The sequence below is a fragment of the Desulfobacterales bacterium genome (assembly GCA_034003325.1).
Lineage (GTDB): Bacteria > Desulfobacterota > Desulfobacteria > Desulfobacterales > JAFDDL01 > JAVEYW01.
In genome coordinates, this window is record JAVEYW010000008.1 from 22,031 (window position 1) to 46,983 (window position 24,953).

The following is a 24,953-nucleotide window of genomic DNA, read 5'->3' on the forward strand; positions in this document are numbered from 1 at the left end:
TCGATTACCCCGTTACGCAGCCGATACCTGAAACTGGAAAAGGTGGCTGGCACCAAGCAGCCCAGCTTCCGGCTTTACCGGTTCAGGGTGCGATTCGGCCCATGCTATGAAATCATTGCCACCCGAAATCCAACCCGGGGGCTGCGGCGGTCCGCAGAGCTGAGGCTGCGAATGGCGCACCGGCAGTACCATGGTTCGGCAGATCCCCAGTCCCCGCCTCTTAGCACACGCGCCAGTCCTTTTTTCGGACCTTGAGGATCAAGGAGCGGGCTCTGGGCATAATAGTTTCGGTCAAACCAGTCCGCACACCACTCGTGAACATTACCGTGCATGTCGTACAGCCCCCACGCATTGGGCAGTAATCGCCCCACCGGATGCGTTTCGCCGCCACTGTTTTTTTGATACCAGGCGTATCGGGGAAGGTTGGCTGGATCGACGCCGAAGCAGAAGGTGCTATGGGAACCCGCCCTAGCGGCGTATTCCCATTGGGCTTCGGTAGGCAGCCTGTAGGCCCGCGGGCGCTCCAATTTGTTAATTTTTTTGATAAACACCAACGCATCTGAATGAGACACGGTTTCCACGGGCCGGTCCGAGCCGATAAAGTGACTGGGATTTTGCCCCATCACGGCCTGCCACTGGGATTGGGTCACCGCGAATTTGCCAATATAAAACGGTTTTTTAAGTTGAACCGTGTGCTTCGGCAGCTCATTCTCGTCGGCCTGATCGGCCTCCCAGTCCCCGCCCATGATAAACGTGCCGGCCGGTACCAACATCAGTTCCATACCGATGCGGTTAGTGATGATATCGGCCATGGTTCTCCTTTCTTCGAACCAAAACGCAACACCGCTTAAGTGTCGACACAAGCCGTGTTCCCTTATTTCTCCGCATTCCCCGGCACAATGTCAACTTATTTTGTCTTCACATTGCAAAAAGCAACGGATAAACAACATGGCAAAAATATCGTATTATTGATACAGATCAAAGACCATACCAAGACACCTTGGTATGGTTCAAACCATCGGCAACCGGTTAACCGCTCCACTCGATATATTCGCGTGGCAGCATTCATCCACCTAAAAGGAGAGCGATCATGAAAAAAATAAATGTGTTTGAAGAAAACGGATTTTCAGATAAAGCCTTTACAAAACTGCTCGTCAACGATTCAGCCTACTTTAAAATCCTTAATTTCAACTTCAAGGCGGGCCAGCAGTTGCCGATTCACAGTCACGATATCGAGGGGCAACTGAGTATCGTCATTCTGGAGGGCGAAGGCGAATTTCTGGGCGCAAACAATGCGACCATGCCCGCAAAGCCGGGCAATGTGCTGATCAGTGAGATTTCCGAACCGCACGGTGTTCGGGCCATCACCGATCTGCGTGTTCTGGTGACGATTGCGCCGCCGATATGACACTTGCAAAGAGATTGATTCACCGGCGCTTAAACACCCGATTAGGGGTGGGAGAGAAAATAGCGATTGAACTGGCTAAGTGCTCTGGGTCGAAAATTCGATGATGGGCTTGAATACTGGTTTTTTTATCGGAAGAAATAATAAAGTCATTGCTGCCCAGGGGTTTCCCTTCCCGGATGCCATGATGCAAATCAAGGAATCTTGCGGCTTTTTGTTCGAAATCCGGATCGCGGGGCCAAATCCAGCTGCGGTAACACCAGGGAGCATCTTTGCTCAGCCAGCGCCAAACCGTTTTCCCGCTTGCCGGGCGATTTTTCCGTAAGTGAGTTTGGAGAAAGGACGTCCATGGTCTTTGGGCAACTGACAGGCAAGCACTGGTCAAAGAAGCGTTTCCGCCATTTTGAGACGATCTGCCGAGGCAAAACCTTGTTCAACTCCGCCAATAAACCAAACCGACCGTAAATTCACCTAAAAGCGCCAGTCAGGCATGCGCTGTGATCAAATCTTTCGGTAACTACTCAGGAATACAGAATTCAGAATAATGCACTAACCGCCTGAATCTTCATGTAAATGCCATTCGGAAAAAAAGGGGATGGGTCGCAATCTCGTTTTTTGCAATGCCCGCGTCGATTCGCGGAAATATTTCAGTGGAGGGTGATGCCATGAACCATATCCAAAAATGCCTCGACCCTTGTCAGCACATGATCCCGCTGCGTATGCTCATCGCACACGATGACCATGAAGGGGACCGGGTGATTTAGCCGGTTATGAAGGCTTGCCAGCTCTATTCTGAGCAGCGCGTCCACCCCGCAATTAAAGGGCACGAGGTGAATCATCCCGGCGGGCCGCTGCACCTGCGTAAAATAGAGAAATCCCCCCAAAACCTCACGGGCGGATCGCCAGTACAATGTCTTTGCGTAATAATCATGCCTTGCCGCCAGCGAGGTCAGGGTGTTAAAGGCGATATCCCGGGTGCTCACCGTTTCATGGCCCAGCCCGTGCAATATCTCCGGCACCCCGTTATTCAGATGTGCATCCGGCAGCACATAGGCGTGCCCGATCAGGGCGATGGCCTTTGAAATATCGCGTTTCCGCAAATCTTCCGTAAGGTGCGCCCCGGCCTTTTCCACAACCGGGCTTGCCGTCGAACTTTTTCCGAAAAGCTGCTTGAAAATGTCGGCGGCAAGAAAATCCACCGGACCGGATGTCACCGCATCGATTTCAGGCGTCAACAGGGGAATCAACTTCGCTGAATACAGCCTTTCCAGATTGAGCCGGACCATATCCGGCAAGGCGCGAAAATTCGGACACATCAGATAATTGTCCAAGCGGATGATTCGAGGGACCAGCAACGCATCCACCCCGGGCAACAAGGACAGCGCGCTTCGAACCATTTTTTTGAAGGGATAACAGGCATCCCCGTCAAGAAGCAGTTGGCTGCGGACTTTTTTGGCGGAATCATGGACCCATTCGATTTCTGGGGCCAATCGGTCAAGCGTTGCCTTTAACGCCGCCATCCCCTCCACATGCAACAGCTCCCGGCAAAACCCGACCTTCATATTAGACGCCTCTTTTTTCGCCACATCATAATATCCACAAACGCTTCCAACTGGGTGTCTATGCGAAGCCCCATATCCTGCCGATCAATAACAATCGGAAGGACCGGCAGATTCAAATCCTCGCTCACGGCGGAGAGGACTGCGGCCGCATTGGTCTCCGGCATGCAGGAAAACGGATAGACATGCACCACGCCGTCATAGCCTTCCCCGGCTGCCGCCACTGCCTCGGCTACTGAAAAATTGCATTCCGCGCCCACATCATAATTCAGATAAGGCACGGCCCTGTGAAGCAACGCCTGCCTTTGCTTCAGCAACTTTTTATCCAACCGGGAGCCCCTTCGAATATGCGTGCTGAAATAGGAGGATCGGTGCACCATCACCCCCAGATGTCCCAGGCGCCTTTCCACATCCATATTAATGGAGGGTTCCATCACCGTGTACACCTCTCCCACCATCACCACCCGCAATGGAGAGCGACCGCTTTTCTCAATTTGTCTCAGCGCGCTGATCGCCTCATTTCCAGCACGTGTCAGTTCTCGAACCCCCTTGGCCGCATCCATATCGCAAAGCCCCTTTTCAAGCAACGCATCCACCCGGGCTGAATAGCGGGCCTTCGCGCGCATTTCGGCGGCGGTACGCTCCAGATGATCGCACCACATCATCTTTTTCCATCCCATGACCATGGCCCGGGGAAAGCGAAAAAAATTGCCCGGCGAAAGTTCTCTGCGCAACATCCGCGTTTCCTCGCGGTTTTGCATCAGGGCCTGCCGGTTGAAAATGCCCGGGATGGTAAGCCACCGAATATCATAGCCCAAGTCCCGCAACAGAATCTTTAATATCCGGTCATAGAGCCCAAGCCGGCATGGCGGGCCGCTTCCCACCATCACAACGGTATCCGCCCCCCTTTCAATGGCATCCACCAAATTACCCAGAATGACCTTTAAGGGCAGGCATACCGATTCGTTGGTGTGATATTCTCCGATTTCGCGGGTGCGGTTTGAGGTGGGACTCGGCAGCACGTAGGAAATCCCTGCGGTTTCAGCCACGGCCTTGCAGAAAATATGCATGCTCCCCAGATGGGGAAAGGTCACTTTCATGGGGCAGGGAGAGTCCGTTTTTGTTTAAGAAATTCAATGGTGCTCGCAGACATCGTTGAGCCATATCATCTGAAAGCCGACTCCCGCAAGCGTCTATTTAGCCGGCGATGCAACCTGCCCTTGGTAAAACATTCATGCCATGACCGGGCAACTGCCGCTTATTTACATGCGAGACGATAATGGTTAGTGTATGCGCATGGTAGAAAAGTCGGAGGCATGCCGTTTTCAATCCAAGGCAATGATAACCCCTTTGGCCTGCGTATACATAATAGGCTCCCGCTTTCACGGGGAACCATGAAACAACAGAAAGCGCTCAGTGCATTGCACCATAAAGGCAACATGACCGTCAGTGTCATTATTCCCACCTATAATCGGGCATGGGCGATAAAAGCAGCGATTGATTCGGTTCTGTCACAGGATTACGATGGCCATGAGCTCATTGTCGTGGACGACGGATCCACGGATGAAACGAATTCCACGCTGGCCGAATATGTACCCCGGATAACGGTAATCCGGCAGGCCAACCGGGGCGTAAGCGCCGCTCGCAACCGGGGGATTCTTGAAGCCACAGGTGAACTGATCGCTTTTCTCGACTCGGATGATCGATGGCTACCGGGGAAATTAAGCCGCCAGGTCGATTTTTTTAACGCTCACCCGAAGGCGTTGATTTGTCAGACCGAGGAAATATGGATTAGAAACGGCGTTCGGGTAAACCCGAAAAACCGGCATCAAAAACCGTCCGGGGATATTTTTGAACCGTCTTTGCAGTTGTGCCTGGTCAGTCCGTCCGCCGTGATGATGCAGCGGCGCTTGTTTGATAGCGTCGGCGCCTTCGATGAGGCACTTCCCGCCTGCGAGGACTATGATTTATGGCTAAGAGTGGCTTGCCGGTATCCGGTGTACCTGATCGATGAGGCGCTGATCGTTAAAACCGGGGGACATTCGGATCAATTATCGAAAATGCCGGCCCTGGACCAATTCCGCATTGCCTCCCTTTCTCGACTGATCGAAAGCGGGGTGCTTTCGGCGCTTCAACGCACGGCCGCGGTTACTGTTCTTCGGGAAAAATGTCAAATATACGCTCAGGGGTGCAAGAAACGGGGGCGCAGTGAAGAAGCCGCGCGCATGAAAATGCTTGCTGAACGGTACGCATAAAAAACCCGCGGCGCCCATTGGAACCGCGGGTTCTGTATTTATTTTCCGCCCGGCGAAATTTTATTTTTTATCTTCTTTTACTTCTTCAAAATCGGCATCCACCACATCATCATCCTGCGCGGCACTCGCACTTTGCCCGGCACCGGCATCACCCTGTCCGCCCGCCTTTGCGGCTTCCTGGTACATGGCCTCCGCCAGCTTGTGAGACGCCTGAGTCAGCTCTTCGCTCTTTTGCTTAATGGCGTCCGTATCCTCGCCTTCCATGGCTTTTTTCAGTGCGGCAGTTGCCTCCTCGATCTTGGTTTTGGTGCCGGCATCGACCTTGTCACCCAGGTCTTTGATCGATTTTTCCGTCGCGTAAATCAAGCTGTCCGCCGTGTTTCTGGCCTCCACCAGCTCTTTTTTCTTTTTGTCTTCCTCGGCATGAAGCTCGGCATCTTTGATGAGCTTTTCGATGTCCGCTTCGGACAGGCCGCTGGAAGCGGTGATTTTAATGGATTGTTCCTTGGCGGTGGCCATGTCCTTGGCCGATACATTCACAATCCCGTTGGCATCGATATCAAAGGCGACTTCAATTTGCGGCACCCCTCTTGGAGCCGGCGGAATGCCGACCAACTCGAACCTGCCGAGGGTTTTATTGTTGGCCGCCATTTCACGTTCTCCCTGAAGCACATGAATGGAAACCGCCGGTTGATTGTCCGCGGCCGTTGAAAAAATCTGGCTCTTTTTGGTCGGAATGGTCGTGTTCTTATCAATCAGTTTGGTAAACACACCACCAAGGGTTTCAATGCCGAGAGAAAGCGGCGTGACATCGAGCAGCAGGACATCCTTGACATCCCCTTTGAGCACGCCGGCCTGAATAGCAGCTCCCACCGCCACCACCTCATCCGGATTCACCCCTCGGTGCGGTTCCTTGCCGAAAATCTTTCGAACCCGGTCCTGAACTGCGGGCATTCGCGTCATGCCGCCCACCAGTATCACTTCATGGATATCATTGGGACTTAGACCCGCATCCTTCATGGCCGTGCGACAGGGTGCTTCCAGATTGTCCAGAAGATCGCTGACCAGGCTTTCCAGCTTTGCCCGCGAAATCTTGATATTTAAATGTTTCGGCCCACTGGCGTCCGCCGTGATAAACGGCAGGTTGACATCGGTCTCCATGGACGTGGAAAGCTCCATCTTGGCTTTCTCAGCCGCTTCCTTCAGGCGTTGAAGGGCCATTTTATCGCTTCGCAAATTGATTCCCTGGTCTTTATGAAATTCATTGGCCAAATAATCGATAATTCTTAAGTCAAAATCTTCACCACCCAAATGGGTATCTCCGTTCGTGGCCTTGACTTCAAAAACACCTTCTCCGATTTCAAGAACCGATACATCAAAGGTTCCCCCACCCAGGTCGAACACGGCAATTTTTTCCTCTTTTTTCTTGTCCAGCCCATAGGCCAGGGATGCAGCGGTCGGCTCATTGATGATGCGAAGCACGTTCAGACCGGCAATTTTGCCGGCATCCTTGGTTGCCTGCCGCTGGCTGTCATTAAAATAAGCCGGCACCGTAATAACGGCATCCGTAACGGTTTCACCCAGGTATTCCTCTGCGGTCTTCTTAAGGTTGGCGAGAATAAAGGAGGAGATCTCGGCAGGACTATGTTGTTTGCCCTGAATGTTGATTCGAATATCGCCGTTTGAGGCCTGCTCGATCTTATAAGGCAGTACCTTGATGTCACTCTGAACTTCTGGAGAGTTGAATTTCCTTCCAATCAGGCGTTTCACACCGAACACGGTGTTCTCGGGATTGGTAATGGCCTGGCGTTTAGCAATCTGGCCGACCAGGCGCTCTCCGCTGTTTGATATGGCGACTATGGACGGCGTTGTGCGCCCGCCTTCCGGATTGGTGATGACCTTCGGATCACCGCCCTCCATGATCGCCACACAGGAATTCGTCGTACCCAGATCGATCCCTATAATCTTGCCCATGTTTCTCCTCCTCCTTGCTTAGAAGCCTTATCTGTCATTTGAAAAAGTATGAATATACTAAGTTTCAATATCCGGTCCGGTTTCCGTTGTTTCCGATCCGTTACCGGATACGGCCGCCTTTGACACAATCACCATGGCAGGCCTGAGCAGCCGGTCGTGAATCAGGTAGCCCCGCTGCATTTCCTTGATTACGGTATTTTCAGGCACTTCGTTTGTCTCTTCCTGGAACATCGCTTGATGAAAAACGGGATCAAACGGCTGGTTAACGGATAGAATCGGTTTTACATTAAATTTCTCAAATATTTTAAGAATTTCCTGATGTGTCATTTTGACACCCTCCAGCACACAGGTACCGGCGCCGTCATTCACATCGGTCGAAGAAATCGCTCGTTCCAAATTATCCACCACTACTATAAGGTCGCGAAACAAGGCCTCGTTTGCATATTTTCTGAAATCTTCTATTTCGCGAATAGAGCGTTTTTTATAATTATCAAATTCCGCCGCCACCCGCAGTACCTGATCGTATTTGGACTTGGCATCAGCCTCTGCGGCAGAGAGCTTATCTTCAAGAACCTGAATTTGCGCTTGCAGGTCAGCGTTCGCTTCTTTTATTTCTTTTTTCCCTTTTTTTTCCTTATCATGGGAAAGGTCCTGGTCAATCGCCGCCTGTTCGGCTTCTTCGTATTTCCTTATTTTTTCCTTTGCGCTCATTGGCTTATTCTTCCCCTGACTCGATCGAAAAAACGGATAACTATTAAAAAAAGCACCCAATTGCGCTATTGTGCACGCCTCGCCAACATTGCCAAAAAAATAAGTCTCATTGTTTCGATGTCAAGGCGGCTGTTTTGGGTTATTGAAAAAAACTGCGGTTGGCTGTAGCATCGAAAAAACATGAGGGGGAGCCGGGGGAAAAGCTGGTTGTGCACCCCCCAGTCGAATTTTTTCCGTAAAGACGGTAACCCGCAAGCATAACCGGGATCGATCCACGACACAGCCTAAGTCACTTATCGCTGCTTCCTTCCGGACCTGACGAGGTTCATGACCGTCTGTTGCGTGGCGACCGGTCAGTTGCGGGAACCGTGCCGTTGGAAAAAACCCTTCGGGGGGGAATTCAGCCCCGCATAAAGCGGATTTCGGGAATAAGGAACCGCTAGCTCCCCGCCTAGCACAACCAGCATGTGACCATAAAAGAAAGCAAACGACTTTTCAAGGGAAAAAGCCGGATGACCCGATTCCATCAAAAAGAAAACTTGCGGTTTTTCAGAACCGTGGAAAATACCATTACCGAACATCAGTTGCTCGAAAATCAAGACGGTGTTCTGGTCGGGCTTTCAGGGGGCGCCGATTCGGTCGCCCTGCTGTGGTGCCTTTGCCGGCTTGCCGCCAAATTCGGACTTCGAATCGGGGCTGCGCACCTCAACCACGACTTGCGTGGCCGAGAAAGTGCCGCAGACGCCGATTTTTCCGCCGCGTTTGCGTCCCGGTTGAAGATTCCTTGCCATATCGAGACCATCAACGTTTCAACCTACCAAAAAGAGCATAAACTAAGTCTGGAAGAGGCCGGCCGAAAAGTACGCTATGATTTTCTATCTAAAACCGCCGCGGCACACGACTATACCAAAATCGCGCTCGGCCATCATGCGGATGACAACGCGGAACTGGTACTAATGAACTTTATCCGCGGCAGCGGCGCAGCAGGACTTTCCGGAATTCCGGTCAAACGACCGGCTGAATCAGCATACGCCCTGGTATCAGCCCTCACGATTATCCGGCCGCTGATCAGGCTTACCAAAGCCGAAATTTTTTCCTTTTTATCCGCGCACCATCTTCCTTGGCGGACCGATCATACCAACCGGGACACGGCCCACTTGCGAAACCGGATTCGCCATGATCTGCTGCCCGCGCTGAAAAAACACTATAACCCCAATATAGTCGAGACGTTGAACCGGTCGGCCGCCATTGCTGAAAGCGAAACGGGTTGGATGACGGAAACCCTTCGTCCCGTTTTTGAAAAGATAATCGTTCAGGCAGCCCCTCAACGCGTTTGTCTTTCAATTACTCAGCTCGCGCGCCAGCCCCTACCGGTAGCCAGGCACGTTTTGCGACAGGCAATGCTTCAAGTCAAAGGAAATTTGCGAAAAATATCATTTCAGCATGTAGCCTCCGTGATGAAATTGTGCCTCAGTCACCGCGAGCAAGGCGTGTTGGACCTTCCGGATCAGCTACGCATCGAAAAGTCGGCCACCCAACTGACTCTTTATCGCAGTTCCACCCCCCTGCGAAAAACTCCTTTTCAGCCCCGTGGTCAATCCGTTCAAAACAGCTCCTATCAATTGGAGAAGCCGGGAACAGCCCTTTTGCCCGACTTCGGCCTCAGCATATCAGCCGAAATAATGGCCGAAGGATTCAAACCCGATTTTTCTAATACTGGACATCGCATGGCATTTTTTGATATGAATGCCATACACTTTCCCTTGCTTATTCGACAGGTTCGATCCGGGGACGCCTTTAGACCGCTGGGAGCCGCCGGCACTCAAAAATTAAAGAAATTTTTCATTGACCACAAGGTGCCTGTATGGGAAAGGACCCAATGCCCGATTCTTGAGAGCGCGGACCGGATTATTTGGGTTACGGGCCATCGGATTGATGATCGGGTGAAAGTTACTAATTTAACACAACGCATACTGAAAATCGAACTTACCCTTGCAGAATCCGTTAATAATGATTAATTTTAGCGCTCTTAAATAAACCGTTTTGGCGATTTCCGATTTTGGAGGTATTATCTTTTGAATCCTTTTTACAAAAACATAGCGCTCTGGCTCGTCATCACGCTGATGATGATCATGCTCTATAACCTTTTTAATCAGCAGCATTTGACCGAGTCCAACATCAGTTATTCGGATTTTCTGACCATGGTGGAAACCGAGCGGGTCGCCGATGTGGTGATTCAAGGTCAGCAGCTTATCGTTACCGATGCAGATCGGAATCGATTTAAGGTATATGCTCCGCAAGATTTAGACCTTATTAAAATTCTCCGTCAAAAAGGCGTGGCCATTCAGGCCAAACCCCCTGCGGAAACCCCTTGGTACATGTCCATTCTGGTATCCTGGTTTCCGATGCTCATTTTGATCGGCGTATGGATATTTTTTATGCGCCAGATGCAGTCCGGCGGCGGCAAAGCCCTTTCCTTCGGCAAAAGCAAAGCCCGGCTGATGTCGGACACGATGGGAAAAGTAACCTTTGAGGACGTGGCCGGTATCGACGAAGCCAAAGAAGAGCTTGAAGAAATCGTCAATTTTCTGAAAGATCCCAAAAAATTTACGCGCCTGGGCGGCCGCATTCCCAAGGGCGTGTTATTGACCGGCCCCCCGGGCACCGGCAAGACCTTGTTGGCTCGGGCTATTGCCGGAGAAGCCGGCGTTCCTTTTTTCAGTATCAGCGGATCGGACTTTGTGGAAATGTTTGTCGGCGTCGGCGCTTCCCGGGTCCGGGATCTCTTTGTCCAGGGCAAGAAAAATGCACCCTGTATCGTTTTCATCGATGAAATCGATGCCGTGGGCAGACACCGCGGCGCCGGACTGGGCGGCGGGCACGATGAACGGGAGCAAACCCTGAACCAATTGCTGGTTGAAATGGACGGGTTTGAGTCCAATGAAGGGGTTATTCTGATCTCGGCCACCAACCGCCCGGATGTACTCGATCCTGCCCTGCTGCGACCCGGCCGGTTTGACCGCCAGGTGGTGGTATCGCTGCCGGATATCAAGGGCCGCGAAAAAATACTGAAAGTACATATAAAGAAAACGCCGGTGGCATCGGATGTAAACACCGTTGTTTTAGCAAAGGGAACGCCGGGCTTTTCCGGCGCGGACCTTGAAAACCTGGTGAACGAAGCCGCCCTTCTGGCTGCCAAGCGCGATAAAGAAAAACTCGACATGATGGACTTTGAAGATGCAAAGGATAAAGTCTACATGGGCCTCGAACGAAAATCCAAGGTCGTCAAAGAAGAAGACAGAAAGACCACCGCCTATCATGAAGGCGGTCATGCCTTGGTGGCAAGACTGCTTCCCGGAACGGATGCGGTTAATAAGATCACCATCATACCGCGAGGGCGGGCTGCCGGCGTCACTTGGTTTTTGCCCGAAGAGAGGGATTTCAAATATAAAGACCAACTGGAAAACGAACTGTCCATCGCTTTTGGCGGCCGAGTGGCTGAAGAGCTTGTCTTTCAACGAATCAGCACGGGGGCTTCCAACGACATCAAGCAAGCCACAGCGCTGGCGCAAAAGATGATCAGAACCTGGGGAATGAGCCCGGCGCTGGGGCCACTTTCCTATGATCAGGGCGAAGAACAGATTTTTCTCGGTCGGGAGATTTCTCAGCACCGCGATTACTCGGAAGCCACGGCGCAAAAGATTGACCATGAAATCAGAGTGTTGATTCAATCTTCGTATGACCGGGCCAAACAGGTTCTGCGAGACAATATCGATATTCTGCACAAGCTCTCCGAACTGCTCCTGGAAAAAGAAACCGTGCAGGGCAAGGAACTTGACGCGCTGATCTTAAGCCTTCGGCCGAATGCGGAACTGCCTTTAAAACCGACCGAAAACTCGGAGCAAGAAAAATCGACACCTCCGTCGACGACCTGAACGCGCCATCCGACGGATTTTCCCGGAGCATAATGGAACCTTTTCAAATCATTTGTGGCGAAAAACGCCTTGATTTCGAATATAAACCGCTCATTATGGGCATCGTCAATATCACCCCGGACTCCTTTTCAGACGGTGGCGTTTTTTTTGATCCCGACAGCGCCGTTGCACATGGGCTGAAACTGGTGAATGAGGGAGCCGATATCCTCGATATCGGTGGAGAATCGACCCGACCGTTTTCGCAACCCGTTTCGGTGGAAGAAGAAATCCGCCGTGTGGTGCCTGTCATTAACGCGCTCGCCGGTCAAGTCGGCATTCCCATCTCGATAGACACCACCAAGGCGGAAGTCGCGGAAGCGGCGCTTGCAGCCGGGGCCGGTTTGATAAATGACATCAGTGCCCTTCGCATGGATGAAAAAATGGCTGAGATTGTCCGGTCTTACCAAGTCCCCGTCATTCTGATGCACATGCTGGGAACTCCCAAAACCATGCAGATTGATCCGGTGTATGACGATCTAATCGGGGAGGTTCACGATTTTTTAAAAGCAGCCATTGATGCGGCCGAACAAAAGGGGATTGACCGAAACAAAATCATTATTGATCCGGGAATCGGTTTTGGCAAGACACCCATGCATAACCTGCTACTTATCAGGCACATAGCTCAATTCCGGTCCCTTGGCTGCCCGATTCTTATTGGACCATCGAGAAAAGCCTTTATCCGCCACCTGTTAAAAAAACCCGCCGAAAAAGAATTGGCACCCAACTCCCCTATGGTTGAGGCGGGCACACAGGCAGTGGTCGCAATATCGGCGATGAACGGAGCCAATATTTTCAGGGTACATGATGTGGCGGCCACTCAAGCCACACTGAAAATTCTGGGTGCGATTCAAACCGCTTCCATGATATAAATGCGGTCATATGAAATAGCGCCATGTCGATAAATCAGGCAGTAACACAAAATGCCCCCGGCGCACTCTTTGCCGGCAAACAAAGGAATCGGTGAATTTGCGAAAAACGCAAGTATGGGGGTTTATATTTTTTGTGACGATTGGAACACTTGTCACCCTGCTGTGGCTCCGACCGGACGCCCGGGAAATGGATATCTTTATTCCAATTCGCTTTGAAAATATTCCCCCTAATCTGACTTATTCAAATACCGGGGCAAGCGGACTGGATCTTTTGGTCCGTGGAAATCAAGCCGGCATAGACCGCCTTATCAATACGCCCCCCTCCTATGTCGTCGATCTTTCCGGCACCACCGCCGGTGTCACGCAAATTCCCATTCGAATGGAAACCCTACCGATGCCAAAGGGCGTCTCGGCCGTTCGAATTAATCCTGAATCCATCACTCTGAAAATATGGAAAAAAATAACAAAAAAGCTCCCTGTAGCCCTATCCTTTGATGGGAATGTGCCTACCGGTTATCAAGCCAATATCATTGCAGATCCGGAACAAATAACCGTCAGTGGGCCGGAAACACTCCTTGAGCCGATTACAGCCGTACCCACCAAAGCCTTCAGCATCGCCAACGCAACGGAATCGTTTAAAAAGGAAATCAGCCTGGACCTTCCGGAGGGAATTACCATTCTGGACAACATCCAAGTAATTGTCGCGCATATCACCATCGAAGAAAAGATTATTGTTCGGACATTTAAAGATATTAAAGTTAAGTGGCGTCATTCGAACCATATGGTCAGTATTTCACCACCGGTTATCACCCTGGAAGTAAAAGGTGCGGAAAATACGCTATCGCGCCTGAAAGCGGAAAATGCCATAGAGGTTTTCCTGGATCTTTCGGACGTGCCGCCCGGCAAGTATGTCAGGAGAGCAGCGATCGATCTGCCCGTCGGCACCACCCTATCCGGGGTAACACCGGAGCTTTTTACCGTAGCCATCACATCCAAATAACACGCAGTTCATCCGGTTGCGAAAAAAACGACGGAACCGTGACGAATATCAACATGATAATTTATTCATAAGGAAAATCCGCTATGCTTCTAGTCATCGACGTGGGCAACACCAATATCGTTCTGGGACTTTACGATAAGGAACAGCTTGTTAAGGACTGGCGAATTCGAACGGAATCGAAAACCACCGAAGATGAGTTCAGCGTACTCATGACCGGCCTTTTCGCAACCGGGAAAATTCATTTCAATGCCATTCAATCCACGATCATCTCCTGCGTCGTGCCGCCCATGGTTTCGATTCTGGATTCATTCTGTAAAAAATACTTAAACCATGCACCCCATTGGGTGGATGGACAATCGGTAACGGATATGCCGAACCTTTACGGGAATCCCTCGGAAGTCGGCGCGGACCGAATCGTAAACGCCGTCGGCGCCTATCACAAGCACCCGACCAGCCTGATCGTTATCGATTTTGGAACCGCCACCACCTTTGACGCCATCTCGGCTGCCGGTGAATATCTTGGCGGCGCCATCAGTCCGGGAATTGGCATCGCCGCGGAAGCCCTCTATACCCATGCGTCAAAATTGCCGCGCGTGGAGATATTCAAGCCACCCCAAAAGGTGATTGGACGGGATACCATCGGCAGCATTCAGTCCGGAATCATTTTCGGGTATGCCGGATTGGTGGATGGCATTGTCGGCAGAATGAAAAAGGAAATGGGGGCGCCAGCCCCCAAAGTCATCGCTACGGGCGGTTTGGCGCCTTTAATGAAAGGGGTGGCCAAAAGTATTGAAGCGGTAGAGCCGACCTTGACGCTGGAAGGCCTGCGACTTATCAGTCAAAAACTTAACTAGCATCCTTATCCGGTTTCACCGAACAGATTAATGTGAATAGGAATGCCCGACCAAGCGCGATACCGTGACCCAGCTCATTAACCCCATAGAAAATTTCGAGTTTTCCAAAGATGCGATTGCCGAAGCGGCGCAAAACGACCGTCTGCTTTCCATGGAGATCGAATTCAGCCTGCGCTGTAATTTCAGATGCGCCTACTGCTACGCGCCGCACGAAAATTATTTCAAGGACGAACTGACAGTTGTAGAAATTCAGTCCGCCATTTTACAAGCCAAAGCGATAGGGGCGGAAAAAATTATTATTTTGGGCGGCGAGCCTTCGATTTACCCGCATACCCCGGAACTGATTCGCTTCATACACGCTCTTGGCCTGCAAACCGAGATCTTCACCAACGGCACGGGAATTACATCTGAATTCGCAGGCCAATTGCATGCCCACAATACCCGCGTGGTCTTGAAAATGAACTCCTTTAACCCGGCACTGCAGGATCTACTGTCCGGGTATGCAGGGGCATATGGTATTATTCAAAAGGCTCTGGGTAATCTGAAACAAGCGGGCTACCCGTCACAGAATCATTTTTTAGCGGTCAGTTCCATCATCTGCCGCCAAAACATAGCAGAGCTGCCACGAATGTGGCAATGGCTGCGCGAGCAAGGAATCGCTCCCTATTTTGAAATCATGACACCCCAGGCCAATGCCCTGCAAAACCATTGGCTCCATGTCGACCCGCTGGAACTGGAAACCTTATTTGAACGAATCAGGAAACTTGACCGGCGCCTCTTCGGTCAGGTCTGGGAATCGCAGCCGCCGCTTGTGGGAAACGCGTGCATGCGCCATCAGTTTTCCTGCCTTATTACCTCAAAAGGAGATGTCATGCCTTGCGTGGGCATTCCCCTTGCCATGGGCAACATTCGCCGGCAACCTCTGCGGGAAATTCTTGCCGGCAGTCCGATACGGAAAGATTTAAAAAATTACCGTCATACCATCAAGGGCCCTTGCCGCACCTGCGAGAAGGCAAGCGAATGTTATGGGTGCCGGGGGGCAGCGTTTCAGCTCACCGGTGATTATCTTGCCTCAGACCCGCTTTGCTGGCGCAATGCGCGGCAGGCACCACCCTGCGATCGACCGGACGGTCGATAAGCCGTTCCAGGGGCACCATTTCAAGCCCAGCTGCCTTTACCCCCCTTAGCAACCGATCCACCTCCGCCAGCCAGTCGGCGACGCAGCCTTGTTTTATAGGTCGCAGATCATGCAGCAGAATAATATCGCCAGCCCGCACCTTTTTAAGAACGCGCTCGGCAATGCCGTGAATGCGTCGATTGCCCCGATCCCGAGCGGAACAACTGAAATTGACGGCCACAAGGTTCAGCCGGCTCAAAATTCGCCGCAGCACGGGATAGGTGATTCCGACCGGAGGTCTGTAAACCAGGGGCTCCACACCCAGCCGGGCCAGCACCCGTTGGGTGCGGTCAATGTCCCGGAAAATCGCCTTTTGACCTTTGAATACCAACAGAGGGTTATGGCTGAAAGAGTGGTTACCGACCGTATGACCATTGGGCAAAATGGCCCGAATCAGATCTGGATAAGCCAGGGCATTTTTACCGGTGACAAAAAAAGTGGCCACCATACCGTGTGCTTTCAAAAGTTCGAGCAGTTTCGGGGTGGTCAGCGGGTCCGGTCCGTCGTCAAAGGTCAGGGCAACCCATTTTTTTCGAGGGTTTCCGCGGCTGATAATGGGCAGATAAAAACTCCAGCGATGGAAAAACGGCGCCATCAGGCACAATGCAACAAAAATCGCAAGGGGGACACTTGCCAGGAATGGACACCCCGCGACGACGGCAAGCAGCGCCAGTGTCAGCGCCGCTGCGCCCACTTTATAAGCGTTAGTCCAGGATCGCATAGGACGCCACGGCATGCGGGGGCAATAGCTCACCATCGGCCTTCGTGGATTTAAACCAGATCAACTCGCCGTCATACCCTGAGGGCCGCACGCATTGCACGCTAAACCCGCACTGAGTAAGGATCGCGCGGATGTCATCGCCGGAGCGGTAGAACGTCGGAACGCCATTAAGTTTCTGCTTCAGGTGTTCCATCCACCATCCAAAGGCCATGCGACGGGTCGGCACCATCACCGAGCGAATCAATAACCGGCCACCGGAAACCATCAGGCCGTTCAGACCGGTCAGGGTGGCGCGCAGTTGCACGTCGGGCAAAAAATGCATCATATCCAGCATAAACGCCCCATCCACGGGGAAAGGGGCGGGCGGCAGATCCGGCGCCCGTCCGCAAATTACCTCCCCGCGACCGTTGACCGCCCGTTTGGCCACTTGAACCCGGTCCGCAGCGGGTTCGATGCCGTAAATGTTGGCTTGCGGAAATGTTTCCAGCAACCAGCAGGCCGGTACGCCAAAACCGCTGCCGATATCTACCAGTGTTTGCGGGGGGTCTTTAAATTCCGTCAGTTCAGGCAGTTCGGTAAACATGGGGTCCAACCGCAGTTTAAACCGGGCAAACATGCGGGCATAAGGCGTCATACCGCGGTAACGCAAAAGAACACGTTCCCGGCGATCCCCCGGGACAGCTGCAACCGGTCTCCTGTCCTCAAAATACCACTTGAGCAGCGGCGGCAGAATCAGAAAGGCGCCGACCACCGAATACCCGATGCCCAGGAAGGATACCACCCCGATACTTTGCAACAGAGAATGATGTGCGGTCACCATCACGCCAAAGCCGATCATCGTGGATGCCGCGGCCATGAAAATGGCTGCGCGGATCAACGCAAAAGAGGGATGCGAAATGGTTCCGTAATGCTGATAGGAGCACACCAGGTATAGGGAATAATCTATCCCCATGCCCAGCACGACAATGGTCAGCATCAAGGCGGGAATATCCAGCGGACGGCCCATGAGATGCATCGACCCCAGTGTGGCCGTCATGGCAAAGACAACCGGCGCAAGCGCGATGAGGGTCAGGCTCACATCCAGAAAAAAGACAAGCAGCAACACGACCACCACCGGCGCGATGATCACCAGGAGCTTGCTGAAGGTATGGAAAAACAGGCTGCCCAACTGCCTTGAAAAGAGAGATGGATCAAAAATCCGAGCAGCCGAGTGGTAGCGCTCATAGAAGCGATCCCCGCCATAATCGCCAGGCAGGGCCAGACTGGTAAACTGTCGCCATTTGCCATTATCGGCATCGCGCGAAATGCCCATCAGGCCAAAGTACTCGGCGGGAATGCCGGCAGCGGGCCGTATAGCGTTTTCAGGATCGGCCAGCAGATCGTAAAAGGCGGCAAAGGCATCGGGCTTAAACCCTAAATTCCGGCTGCCTGCCTGTAATGCCGCCTTTAAATCGGCAATCCGCCGCTCGGTCCAAAAGCTTTTCCATGCAGCCAGATTGGCGGCCCTGCGGTCGAAACCCGGAAAAATCATGGCGGGCAAAAAGGCACGGTCCGGCAGCTCGGCATCGGCATCCTCCGTCAGCAGACTTAAAAGCTGATCCCCCTTTTTTTGCAGCTCGCCGATCGAATCGGCCTCGGTCATTAAAAAAACCTTGCCGAAAATATCCCCCCATACCGACACCAGTTTCTGTTCGGCCTGCTGCGTCTCCCGGCTGACGGTATTCATGGCGCTCAAGTTGGCATTGAATTCGGGCTTGGCAAAAAAAGCCATCACGATACAAAAGACCAGCGCCGCCCAGGCACCCTTGGGGCCGAATGAAAACAGACGGTCGGCCGCCTCGTGCAGCGGCAGCCGGCGCTGCCGCGCAGGGCCCAGCACCGGAAAAATACGGGGAAACACCGTATGAACAAACAGGAATGAAAGGCTGATCCCCAACGCCGCAAACTGCCCCAGTTGCTGAAAAATCGAAAACCCACTGAAGGATAGCGCGGCAAAAGCGCCCACGGTGGTCAGGGTGGCCAGCAGGCCGCAGGCCTGCACCTCCCGGGAAGCCTCTTTGCCATAGGACGTATGGGGGCGATCCAAAAAAAGCAGGTAAACAATGCCATGGTCCACGGTTATGGAGATAATGGCGCCGCCAAAACCCAGGACCATAATGGAAATGGAAGGATACATCAGCGTCATGATGAAAAAAGCCGTTAAAATTCCCGCGACCGCCGGCAGCAAGGACAACAGGCCGAGGATCGGTCTCGGAAAAGCAAAGAGCAGCAACATGGCAACCCCTGCCGTGGCAAACCAAACGGCATGCTGCACATCCGCGCGCACGATCATTTCATTATCCAGGGCAGCCCGATAGGCGCCCACGGGGGTTAACGTCACCTGCACCCCCCGCGGTTCAAAGGCTTGCCGGACCCGATCGGATATCTGCGCCAGGTTTTCGGAAAGCCGGCACGCCATGGCGGTATCCGTACTCGAACCGGCCGGGGTGGCGGTCATTAACAGATGACGCCCATCGCCGGAAATCAACTGGCCCTGATAGATTCGGGCAGTTTGCGTCGGGGCCATATGAATCAACTTGGAGAGCACCAGATTCTTTAACCCCAACGGGTCCCGCGCGAGATAAGCCGCCTGCCCGATCCCGCTCATTTGCAGCAGCCCGGCCCGCATTTCCCGCAGCGCATGCGCCACCTGCTCGGGTTTCAAACCGGGCAAGATTCGGGTTTCAAGTTCTAGTTGCGTAAATAAGACCGGAAGGTTGTGAACGATATACCCCGCCAGTTGCGGCAGGTGCCGCTGAATATCCGCCATGCCCACGGTTTTAAACAGGCCGCTTTGCGTCAACTCCTGCGCCACCATGCGCCCGATAGCCGTCAATACGTCGGGATCATTCCCATCCATCCCGATGTCGATGGTCAACTGATCCTGAAGTGGATGATGGCGAAAGATATGAACGGCATCAGCGATGACCGGGTCTTTACGGGGCAACGAGTTTACGATATCTGTATCAATGGTGACGCGCTGCCAGCCAATGGCAAACAGCACGGCGGCGCCAATCAGGACCAGCAGCAACAACGGATAATGGGTGCGGGAGTTATTCATGCGCATTCATGTGGTAACAGTTAAGTCCTCAACTCCAAGCGCGCCATGCCCATACCGCCAGCGCCAACAACGCGGCAAGGTGCAGGGCGACGAGCAAATTCCGGTTGGCAAGCCGCCATTCATTGACCTTCTGAATTCGTTTTAACCCGCCCATGCACCGCCTGAATCCGTCCAAAAGGCGATGATTGAAATTATCCGACGGGGCATCGCTTTGAAAAGCACAGGCGGGATACATGGCATAGAATCCACCCGCAAAGCTTTCTATCATACCATCAAAAGGAACTTTGCACCAAGGTTTTCGGGCCACGGTTTCGGCAAAGGGCCGGTTCAAGGCGTAGGCGTGTGCCAAACAGCGGTAAGAAATTTCTGCAACTGATTCGGCCTCCGTTTTGCGGCTTTTTTGTGACAGGCAACCGAGAAAAAAGGCCTTCCAATCGGAGCGAGCCTGTAAAAAGGCCGCACAACGAATGAGTCGCTCGGCATTAAAGCGTTCGAACATCACATCATCTTCGAAAATCAGGATCGTATCGGCATCGGTCGCAAGCCCCCGGCGAATGCACTGCTGGTGGGACTCATAGATACCCTGCTCACAGTCCAGCGGATGCCGCTCAACCATCACGAATTCCACCCGGGAAGCCAGCCCGACCCGTTGAAACTGCTCAAGGGCCTGACGCCGGCGATCGATGCGTTCCCGCAGGGAAATGCAGTAGATGCGGTCAAAAAAATCCCACGCGCTGCTGTGATCGATTTGGTTCATGGCCGGCCGGATTTAAACCCTCTTGATTGTCATGTCTCGGTAGCATACAAGATAAAGGAACTGTCACTATACTTTCCTGAGCGTTTTGCACGGATCCGGTTTGCCGTCTGCAAGGAAATCGGCCGGGCTATCGTTCTTTTTTTAACCGTATCATCGCTACAGTGCCCCGTTGAAAAACATCATTGCCAAACTTGCCGGTTTACCCTTTGTCCAAAAAGCCATGGACGAAGAAGCCGATTTAGGTGCCTTTAAACAGCGCCCGACCTTGAAAGTGGTCCTGGGCGTCTCCCTGATCGCCTTTAGTTACCTGATCGGCTGGCCGTTGATCGGGCTGTTGACCAGCTTGTCCATTTATTACCATCAACCGCTGCTGATCGCCGTTGGCGGACCGCTTGCTTACGGCCTGTCCCACCTGGTTTTTCTTGCGGGCATGTATATCGCCGGTGCAAAATACACCCGGATTTTCCTGCGCTGGCTGACCCGCGCCGCTATGCTCAAGCTCATGCAAAAATTTCCCGCCGCCGCACCAGAAAACCATCCGGTTCGCTGAATGCGAAGGATATCCTCTTATTTAAGCGCCTATAGCGCCGCAGCAGCTACCGATCTGCCATGACCCACTGCGGCGGCTTTACTCGCCCCCCGCTCACATCGCGCATTTGGACCCCCAGCGCCACCTCGCGGGTTTGGCCATCGGCGTCCAAAATCCACAGGTCGAAAACGAGCAACGCCTTTTGAATGCGCACGGGAATGACCCGGCAAGCGTAGTCTTCACCGGCTATCGTGGGGATAAGCACCCGGCGCTGATCCATGCCAACGGGAAAGGCCACCACGCCGGTAAACCGCTGCCCCCAGACACAGGCCGCTTGAAACGCCGCGTCCAGAACAAAGGGAGACCCCAAGGGGTTGTTCCTGCCTGTCATGGGATCATCCGGCGCCTGAATAACCGCCAGGACGCCCTTATCCGTAATTTTTAGCGGCTGACAAATATTGCGGTAAGCCGGGCCAAAAGGAACCAGCTCCGCATAGATGCGCTCCGGCTCGACATGAAAGCAAGCATCTTTCAGAGTCACGGCTGAATCCATAGGCAGATGAAGCGATTCAACGGCACCTGTTTTTGGAGGAAAAACAACACGGGCATGCACTTTGGTGCGGGTAAACCCGGCAGATCCGGTTTTCATCCGGGTCAGCAGGGAAGCCGCCACGGTGCCGTCCGAATGCTCAGCCATATCACAGTAAGCGCCCAGCTCACGCATTGCCGGGGCAATTTCCAAAAACTTGTCAAAGCGGGCCTGCCGAATGGTCGCACCGTTCATACCGGAGCAAAATTGCCCGGCGTGAACCGCCAAAAGATGCATGGCCTCCACCGCCGGAAGCACCGCGCCGCCCATAAAGCGATGATCCATCCAAGCAGGCGACACAACCACCTGAATTTCCTTTCGGCAGCTCGAAACTATTTCGGAAAGATTTCCCATAGATGCACCGTTTTGGCATCGATACCCACGGGGATTCCCGAAGCGTTGACCGCGCAATGCCGGGTATACCCGATGCAGGCGATGTCGCCGCTTTGCTCGTGGGTAATAATATAATCAAAGCGCAGTTTGACGCGTTCCATTTCAGCAGGGCGCGTATGAATACACATGACATCGTCATACTGCAGGGGATGGAAATAATCCACCCCGGCGGCAATAATCGGGTAATTATAGCCGCTCGCCTCGATGTCGCGATAGGAATAAGCCGTATCCCGCATCAGCGATGCCCGGCCGAATTCGAAATAGCGCAGATAATTGGCATGGTAGACCACCTGCAAGCGGTCAACATCCGCATATGGCGCACGCAACCGGCAGCAATGCCAGACCAGGCCGCTGGTGTTGTCGCGCACATAGGGGGCATCACCCTTCAAGGATTCGGGAACAAAGGGCCTGGGCCGCACGGGTTATACTCCTTTGAACACAATACAACAGTTGGTTCCGCCGAAACCAAAGGCATTGGAGAGAAAAAATTCATACCGATGCCGGCGAGCCCGGTCGGGAACCACATCAATATCGCTAAATTCCGGGTCCGGAATATGGTTGATCGTCGGAAGCACAAGCCCCTGCTGCATGGCCTCAATCCCCAGGGCCGCCTCGATAGCGGCGGCGGCGGCCAGTGTGTGCCCGATCTGAGATTTGTTGGACGACACCGGAATATAAGCGAGCTGCCCGCCGAAAACCGCCCTTAAGCATTCGATTTCGATTTTATCCCCTTTGATGGTGGAGGTCCCGTGCGCGCTGATATACTGAATGTCCTGTGGTGTCAGGCCGGCATCGTCAATGGCCTGTCCCATGGCCCGTACGATGGTCTGTCCGCTGGGCAGGGTAAAGTGATGGGCATCCGAGGTCCAGCCAATCCCCAGCACCTCGGCTTTGGGTGTTAAGCCCCAGTAGGCCGCGCTTTCTTCGGCCGCAAGGATCACCACCCCCCCGCCCTCGGACAGCACGAACCCGCGGCGGTCGATGCTGAACGGGCGCGATGCCCGGGCGGGGTCGCTAAACGCCCGGTCATCAGGATCGATCTTAATGGTGGCCCACATATTGGCAAACCCCTGAATAATCTCCGGAATCAGGCAGGTATCAACGCCGCCTGCAATCACAAAATCGCAGTCTCCGTCTCGAATCATGCGGGCGCCGATCGCGATGGCGTGGTTGCCGGAAGCACAGGCACCCTGCGGCGAAAAAATCGGGCCGGTAAATCCCAGCATCATGCCGGCCTTGCCGGCCGGAAGATTGGCGCACAAGTTGGGCAATAAATACGGACTGACCTTGGTCGGCCCCTGAGTCGTATAGTTTTCGACGGCAATCCGCAGCGCATCGCTGCCGTTTAGCGCCGAGCCCACCAGGCAGGCCGTGCGTGGGCCGGTCTGCGCGTTCATTTCAAGCCCGGCTCTTCCCAGCGCGCGCTTGCACAACGTCATGGTCAGAAACACAAAGTCGGCGTTCCAGTTATAAGCGTCTTTGCGATCAATATAGTCAAAGGCGTGCGGTTGCCAGTCCGGTATCTCTCCCACCACATTGCTGCGCGTTGTGACCGGGCAGCGCGTAATCCTGCGAAAACCGGCCTCCCCACGGACCGCTCGTTCCCAGGTGGCTTCAAACGTGTTGCCCAAAGGGGTGGCCGTATCATACCCAACCACAAATACTCTTCTGTTCTGCGGTGCCTTCATTACCCAAAAATCTCACTATGTATTCGTTGACCGTCCCCCGCGCGACGGGGGGATAACCGTGAACGTAAACGTACACGTGCACGTGAACGTGCACGGCCCCTCAAAATCAATACCGTCCCTCACCGAATCCTCTGAAAAACCACGCATGCATTGCAACCACCAAACCCGAAGGCGTTTTTCAACACAAACCTCTGAGACACCTTGCGGCATCCCTCAGCCACACAATCGATCGGCATCCGCGCATCCTCGCGATAATTAATGGTCGGTGGCAGCACGCCCGCGAGCATTCCCTCAAAGGTAAAAATGGACTCAATCGCGCTGGAGGCTCCCATGGCATGGCCCATCAGAGATTTATTCGCGGTTACCGGCGGCAGATGCCTCTTGAAAACGGATTGCAGGGCATCAAATTCCACCTTGTCGCCAATACGGGTGGCGGCCGCGTGAGCATTGACGGCATCAATGTCACCCGCGGCAATCGCGGCATCATCAATGCTTTCCTGCATACACCGCCGCACGGTCTCCAAATTGGGGGCCACAAAATGATGGGCATCCGAGGTCATGCTCCAACCGGCAATGCCGATCCGGTAATCCAAGCCATGCACAAGGGCAAATTCTTCGGCCGCCAGAATAATGCAGCCGGCGCCCTCTGAAACCACAAACCCGCGCCGATCAATTGAAAACGGACGGCTGACCGTGTGCGGCGCCTCTTGCGCATCTTCCTCTTTAGGTACATACGCCCCGTTCATGGTAGCAAAGCCGGCCACAATCGGTTCGACCAGGGGAAAGTCAACAGCCCCGCAGATCACCACATCAGCCCGGTTCTGGGCCAGCAGCATGGCCCCCACAATGACCGAGGTCAATCCGGTGGCGCAAGCGCTTACAGGAGGGGCGAGGGGGCCGGTTGCGCCGGTCAGAATAGACACCTTGCCGGCCACCATGTTGATGCACGCATTGGGATTGACACAGGGCAGAGGCAGGCTGCCGCGCGCGATCATGTTGCGATCGGCCGCAAGGACCGCATCCAGTCCGCCGATGGCCGAACTGTAAGTGACGGCCACCCGCGGCGCCACCCGCGGCGTAATGACGAGACCGCTACGGTGAAGCGCCCGCGCGACGGTCAGCAGGGCGTATTTAAACAACGGGGAAATCCAGCGCGCCTGCTCGCGCGGCGTTAAAAAAGGATAATCAAGATGATCGATATTCGGGACTTCTCCGGACACACGGACCGGAAACACATCACTGAGATCAAACCGCGTCAGGCAATCAATGCCGCTTTCTCCCGCAAGGGCGCTCCGCCACTGATCCGCAAGATCGATCCCCAGCGGAGAAACCGCGTCATAACCGATCACAACCGCTCTTTTGGCGCATGCCCCGTGTCTCATCATGCTCCACGTCTTT

General features: G+C 53.5%; 22 protein-coding genes and 1 other RNA gene. 10 read left to right on the plus strand and 13 right to left on the minus strand.

Annotated features, from left to right (window positions below):
• Window positions 1-104: 104 nt before the first annotated feature.
• The gene (locus RBT11_10075; protein MDX9787115.1) at window positions 105-812 is read right to left on the minus strand and encodes a formylglycine-generating enzyme family protein; all 708 of its coding nucleotides are present in this window, start codon (window positions 810-812) and stop codon (window positions 105-107) included.
• 278 nt (window positions 813-1,090) lie between these two features.
• Between RBT11_10075 and RBT11_10080 the strand changes: the two genes are divergently transcribed.
• Window positions 1,091-1,408, plus strand: a complete 318-nt coding sequence (locus tag RBT11_10080; protein ID MDX9787116.1) for a cupin — start codon at window positions 1,091-1,093, stop codon at window positions 1,406-1,408.
• A gap of 100 nt (window positions 1,409-1,508) precedes the next feature.
• The gene (locus RBT11_10085; GenBank protein ID MDX9787117.1) at window positions 1,509-1,730 is read left to right on the plus strand and encodes a hypothetical protein; all 222 of its coding nucleotides are present in this window, start codon (window positions 1,509-1,511) and stop codon (window positions 1,728-1,730) included.
• A gap of 322 nt (window positions 1,731-2,052) precedes the next feature.
• Here the strand turns inward: RBT11_10085 and RBT11_10090 are convergent, their stop codons facing one another.
• Both RBT11_10090 and RBT11_10095 read right to left on the minus strand, forming a co-directional pair.
• Window positions 2,053-2,991 carry an acyl-CoA dehydratase activase-related protein gene (locus tag RBT11_10090; GenBank protein MDX9787118.1) on the minus strand — a complete coding sequence of 313 codons (939 nt, stop codon included), beginning with the start codon at window positions 2,989-2,991 and terminating at the stop codon, window positions 2,053-2,055.
• Window positions 2,964-4,064 carry a hypothetical protein gene (locus tag RBT11_10095; protein ID MDX9787119.1) on the minus strand — a complete coding sequence of 367 codons (1,101 nt, stop codon included), beginning with the start codon at window positions 4,062-4,064 and terminating at the stop codon, window positions 2,964-2,966. The genes RBT11_10090 and RBT11_10095 overlap by 28 nt, the downstream gene beginning before the upstream one ends.
• A 294-nt stretch (window positions 4,065-4,358) precedes the next feature.
• Between RBT11_10095 and RBT11_10100 the strand changes: the two genes are divergently transcribed.
• Window positions 4,359-5,219: a glycosyltransferase gene (locus RBT11_10100; GenBank protein ID MDX9787120.1), complete on the plus strand. Its 861-nt coding sequence runs from the start codon at window positions 4,359-4,361 to the stop codon at window positions 5,217-5,219.
• A 60-nt stretch (window positions 5,220-5,279) separates the two neighbouring features.
• Here the strand turns inward: RBT11_10100 and dnaK are convergent, their stop codons facing one another.
• The 3 genes from dnaK to ffs all read right to left on the minus strand — a co-directional run bounded on the left by dnaK (window position 5,280) and on the right by ffs (window position 8,364).
• Window positions 5,280-7,193, minus strand: coding sequence for a molecular chaperone DnaK (gene dnaK, locus RBT11_10105; GenBank protein ID MDX9787121.1), 1,914 nt, complete (start codon window positions 7,191-7,193; stop codon window positions 5,280-5,282).
• A 57-nt stretch (window positions 7,194-7,250) separates the two neighbouring features.
• Complete coding sequence (gene grpE / locus RBT11_10110) at window positions 7,251-7,904, minus strand: nucleotide exchange factor GrpE (GenBank protein ID MDX9787122.1); 654 nt, start codon at window positions 7,902-7,904, stop codon at window positions 7,251-7,253.
• A gap of 207 nt (window positions 7,905-8,111) precedes the next feature.
• Window positions 8,112-8,364, minus strand: an RNA gene (ffs, locus tag RBT11_10115) — signal recognition particle sRNA large type.
• Window positions 8,365-8,416: 52 nt separating this feature from the next.
• Here ffs and tilS point away from each other — a divergent pair.
• From tilS to RBT11_10145, 6 genes are all read left to right on the plus strand, one after another.
• Window positions 8,417-9,922 (plus strand): tRNA lysidine(34) synthetase TilS, encoded by a 1,506-nt coding sequence (gene tilS, locus RBT11_10120; protein MDX9787123.1) that lies wholly within the window; start codon window positions 8,417-8,419, stop codon window positions 9,920-9,922.
• A gap of 57 nt (window positions 9,923-9,979) precedes the next feature.
• The gene (gene ftsH, locus RBT11_10125; GenBank protein ID MDX9787124.1) at window positions 9,980-11,839 is read left to right on the plus strand and encodes an ATP-dependent zinc metalloprotease FtsH; all 1,860 of its coding nucleotides are present in this window, start codon (window positions 9,980-9,982) and stop codon (window positions 11,837-11,839) included.
• A gap of 32 nt (window positions 11,840-11,871) precedes the next feature.
• Window positions 11,872-12,747 carry a dihydropteroate synthase gene (gene folP, locus RBT11_10130; GenBank protein ID MDX9787125.1) on the plus strand — a complete coding sequence of 292 codons (876 nt, stop codon included), beginning with the start codon at window positions 11,872-11,874 and terminating at the stop codon, window positions 12,745-12,747.
• 133 nt (window positions 12,748-12,880) lie between these two features.
• Complete coding sequence (locus RBT11_10135; protein MDX9787126.1) at window positions 12,881-13,747, plus strand: CdaR family protein; 867 nt, start codon at window positions 12,881-12,883, stop codon at window positions 13,745-13,747.
• Window positions 13,748-13,830: 83 nt separating this feature from the next.
• A complete protein-coding gene (locus tag RBT11_10140; protein ID MDX9787127.1) occupies window positions 13,831-14,601 on the plus strand; it encodes a type III pantothenate kinase in 771 nt (256 codons plus the stop codon).
• A gap of 64 nt (window positions 14,602-14,665) precedes the next feature.
• Window positions 14,666-15,739, plus strand: a complete 1,074-nt coding sequence (locus RBT11_10145; protein ID MDX9787128.1) for a radical SAM protein — start codon at window positions 14,666-14,668, stop codon at window positions 15,737-15,739.
• On the opposite strand, the gene RBT11_10150 is transcribed toward RBT11_10145, so the two are convergent.
• From RBT11_10150 to RBT11_10160, 3 genes are read right to left on the minus strand one after another with little or no spacing between them, the layout of a single operon-like run.
• A complete protein-coding gene (locus RBT11_10150; protein MDX9787129.1) occupies window positions 15,654-16,499 on the minus strand; it encodes a polysaccharide deacetylase family protein in 846 nt (281 codons plus the stop codon). The two genes, RBT11_10145 and RBT11_10150, sit on opposite strands and share 86 nt — an antisense overlap.
• Window positions 16,483-19,599, minus strand: coding sequence for an MMPL family transporter (locus tag RBT11_10155; GenBank protein ID MDX9787130.1), 3,117 nt, complete (start codon window positions 19,597-19,599; stop codon window positions 16,483-16,485). Before RBT11_10155 ends, RBT11_10150 begins: the two co-directional genes overlap by 17 nt.
• A gap of 28 nt (window positions 19,600-19,627) precedes the next feature.
• A complete protein-coding gene (locus RBT11_10160) occupies window positions 19,628-20,356 on the minus strand; it encodes a glycosyltransferase (protein MDX9787131.1) in 729 nt (242 codons plus the stop codon).
• A gap of 220 nt (window positions 20,357-20,576) precedes the next feature.
• Here RBT11_10160 and RBT11_10165 point away from each other — a divergent pair, with 220 nt between their 5' ends.
• A complete protein-coding gene (locus tag RBT11_10165; GenBank protein MDX9787132.1) occupies window positions 20,577-20,906 on the plus strand; it encodes a hypothetical protein in 330 nt (109 codons plus the stop codon).
• A gap of 46 nt (window positions 20,907-20,952) precedes the next feature.
• Here RBT11_10165 and RBT11_10170 read toward each other — a convergent pair whose 3' ends face one another.
• The 4 genes from RBT11_10170 to RBT11_10185 form a co-directional block, all read right to left on the minus strand.
• The gene (locus RBT11_10170) at window positions 20,953-21,828 is read right to left on the minus strand and encodes a polyketide synthase dehydratase domain-containing protein (GenBank protein ID MDX9787133.1); all 876 of its coding nucleotides are present in this window, start codon (window positions 21,826-21,828) and stop codon (window positions 20,953-20,955) included.
• A complete protein-coding gene (locus RBT11_10175; protein MDX9787134.1) occupies window positions 21,807-22,286 on the minus strand; it encodes an acyl-CoA thioesterase in 480 nt (159 codons plus the stop codon). The genes RBT11_10170 and RBT11_10175 overlap by 22 nt, the downstream gene beginning before the upstream one ends.
• A gap of 3 nt (window positions 22,287-22,289) precedes the next feature.
• A complete protein-coding gene (locus RBT11_10180) occupies window positions 22,290-23,555 on the minus strand; it encodes a beta-ketoacyl-[acyl-carrier-protein] synthase family protein (GenBank protein MDX9787135.1) in 1,266 nt (421 codons plus the stop codon).
• 119 nt (window positions 23,556-23,674) lie between these two features.
• On the minus strand, window positions 23,675-24,940 hold the full coding sequence (locus RBT11_10185) for a beta-ketoacyl-[acyl-carrier-protein] synthase family protein (protein MDX9787136.1): 1,266 nt from the start codon (window positions 24,938-24,940) through the stop codon (window positions 23,675-23,677).
• Window positions 24,941-24,953: the final 13 nt, after the last annotated feature.

Excerpts from the sequence above, each read along its gene's own strand:
- RBT11_10185 (MDX9787136.1), bottom strand. The coding sequence starts at position 24,940 with ATGATGAGACACGGGGCATGCGCCAAAAGAGCGGTTGTGATCGGTTAT.
- RBT11_10080 (MDX9787116.1), top strand. The coding sequence starts at position 1,091 with ATGAAAAAAATAAATGTGTTTGAAGAAAACGGATTTTCAGATAAAGCC.
- RBT11_10075 (MDX9787115.1), bottom strand. The coding sequence starts at position 812 with ATGGCCGATATCATCACTAACCGCATCGGTATGGAACTGATGTTGGTA.
- RBT11_10170 (MDX9787133.1), bottom strand. The coding sequence starts at position 21,828 with ATGGGAAATCTTTCCGAAATAGTTTCGAGCTGCCGAAAGGAAATTCAG.
- tilS (MDX9787123.1), top strand. The coding sequence starts at position 8,417 with ATGACCCGATTCCATCAAAAAGAAAACTTGCGGTTTTTCAGAACCGTG.
- RBT11_10180 (MDX9787135.1), bottom strand. The coding sequence starts at position 23,555 with ATGAAGGCACCGCAGAACAGAAGAGTATTTGTGGTTGGGTATGATACG.
- dnaK (MDX9787121.1), bottom strand. The coding sequence starts at position 7,193 with ATGGGCAAGATTATAGGGATCGATCTGGGTACGACGAATTCCTGTGTG.
- RBT11_10150 (MDX9787129.1), bottom strand. The coding sequence starts at position 16,499 with ATGCGATCCTGGACTAACGCTTATAAAGTGGGCGCAGCGGCGCTGACA.
- RBT11_10160 (MDX9787131.1), bottom strand. The coding sequence starts at position 20,356 with ATGAACCAAATCGATCACAGCAGCGCGTGGGATTTTTTTGACCGCATC.
- RBT11_10100 (MDX9787120.1), top strand. The coding sequence starts at position 4,359 with ATGAAACAACAGAAAGCGCTCAGTGCATTGCACCATAAAGGCAACATG.
- RBT11_10165 (MDX9787132.1), top strand. The coding sequence starts at position 20,577 with ATGGACGAAGAAGCCGATTTAGGTGCCTTTAAACAGCGCCCGACCTTG.
- RBT11_10155 (MDX9787130.1), bottom strand. The coding sequence starts at position 19,599 with ATGAATAACTCCCGCACCCATTATCCGTTGTTGCTGCTGGTCCTGATT.
- folP (MDX9787125.1), top strand. The coding sequence starts at position 11,872 with ATGGAACCTTTTCAAATCATTTGTGGCGAAAAACGCCTTGATTTCGAA.
- RBT11_10085 (MDX9787117.1), top strand. The coding sequence starts at position 1,509 with ATGATGGGCTTGAATACTGGTTTTTTTATCGGAAGAAATAATAAAGTC.
- RBT11_10095 (MDX9787119.1), bottom strand. The coding sequence starts at position 4,064 with ATGAAAGTGACCTTTCCCCATCTGGGGAGCATGCATATTTTCTGCAAG.
- grpE (MDX9787122.1), bottom strand. The coding sequence starts at position 7,904 with ATGAGCGCAAAGGAAAAAATAAGGAAATACGAAGAAGCCGAACAGGCG.
- RBT11_10140 (MDX9787127.1), top strand. The coding sequence starts at position 13,831 with ATGCTTCTAGTCATCGACGTGGGCAACACCAATATCGTTCTGGGACTT.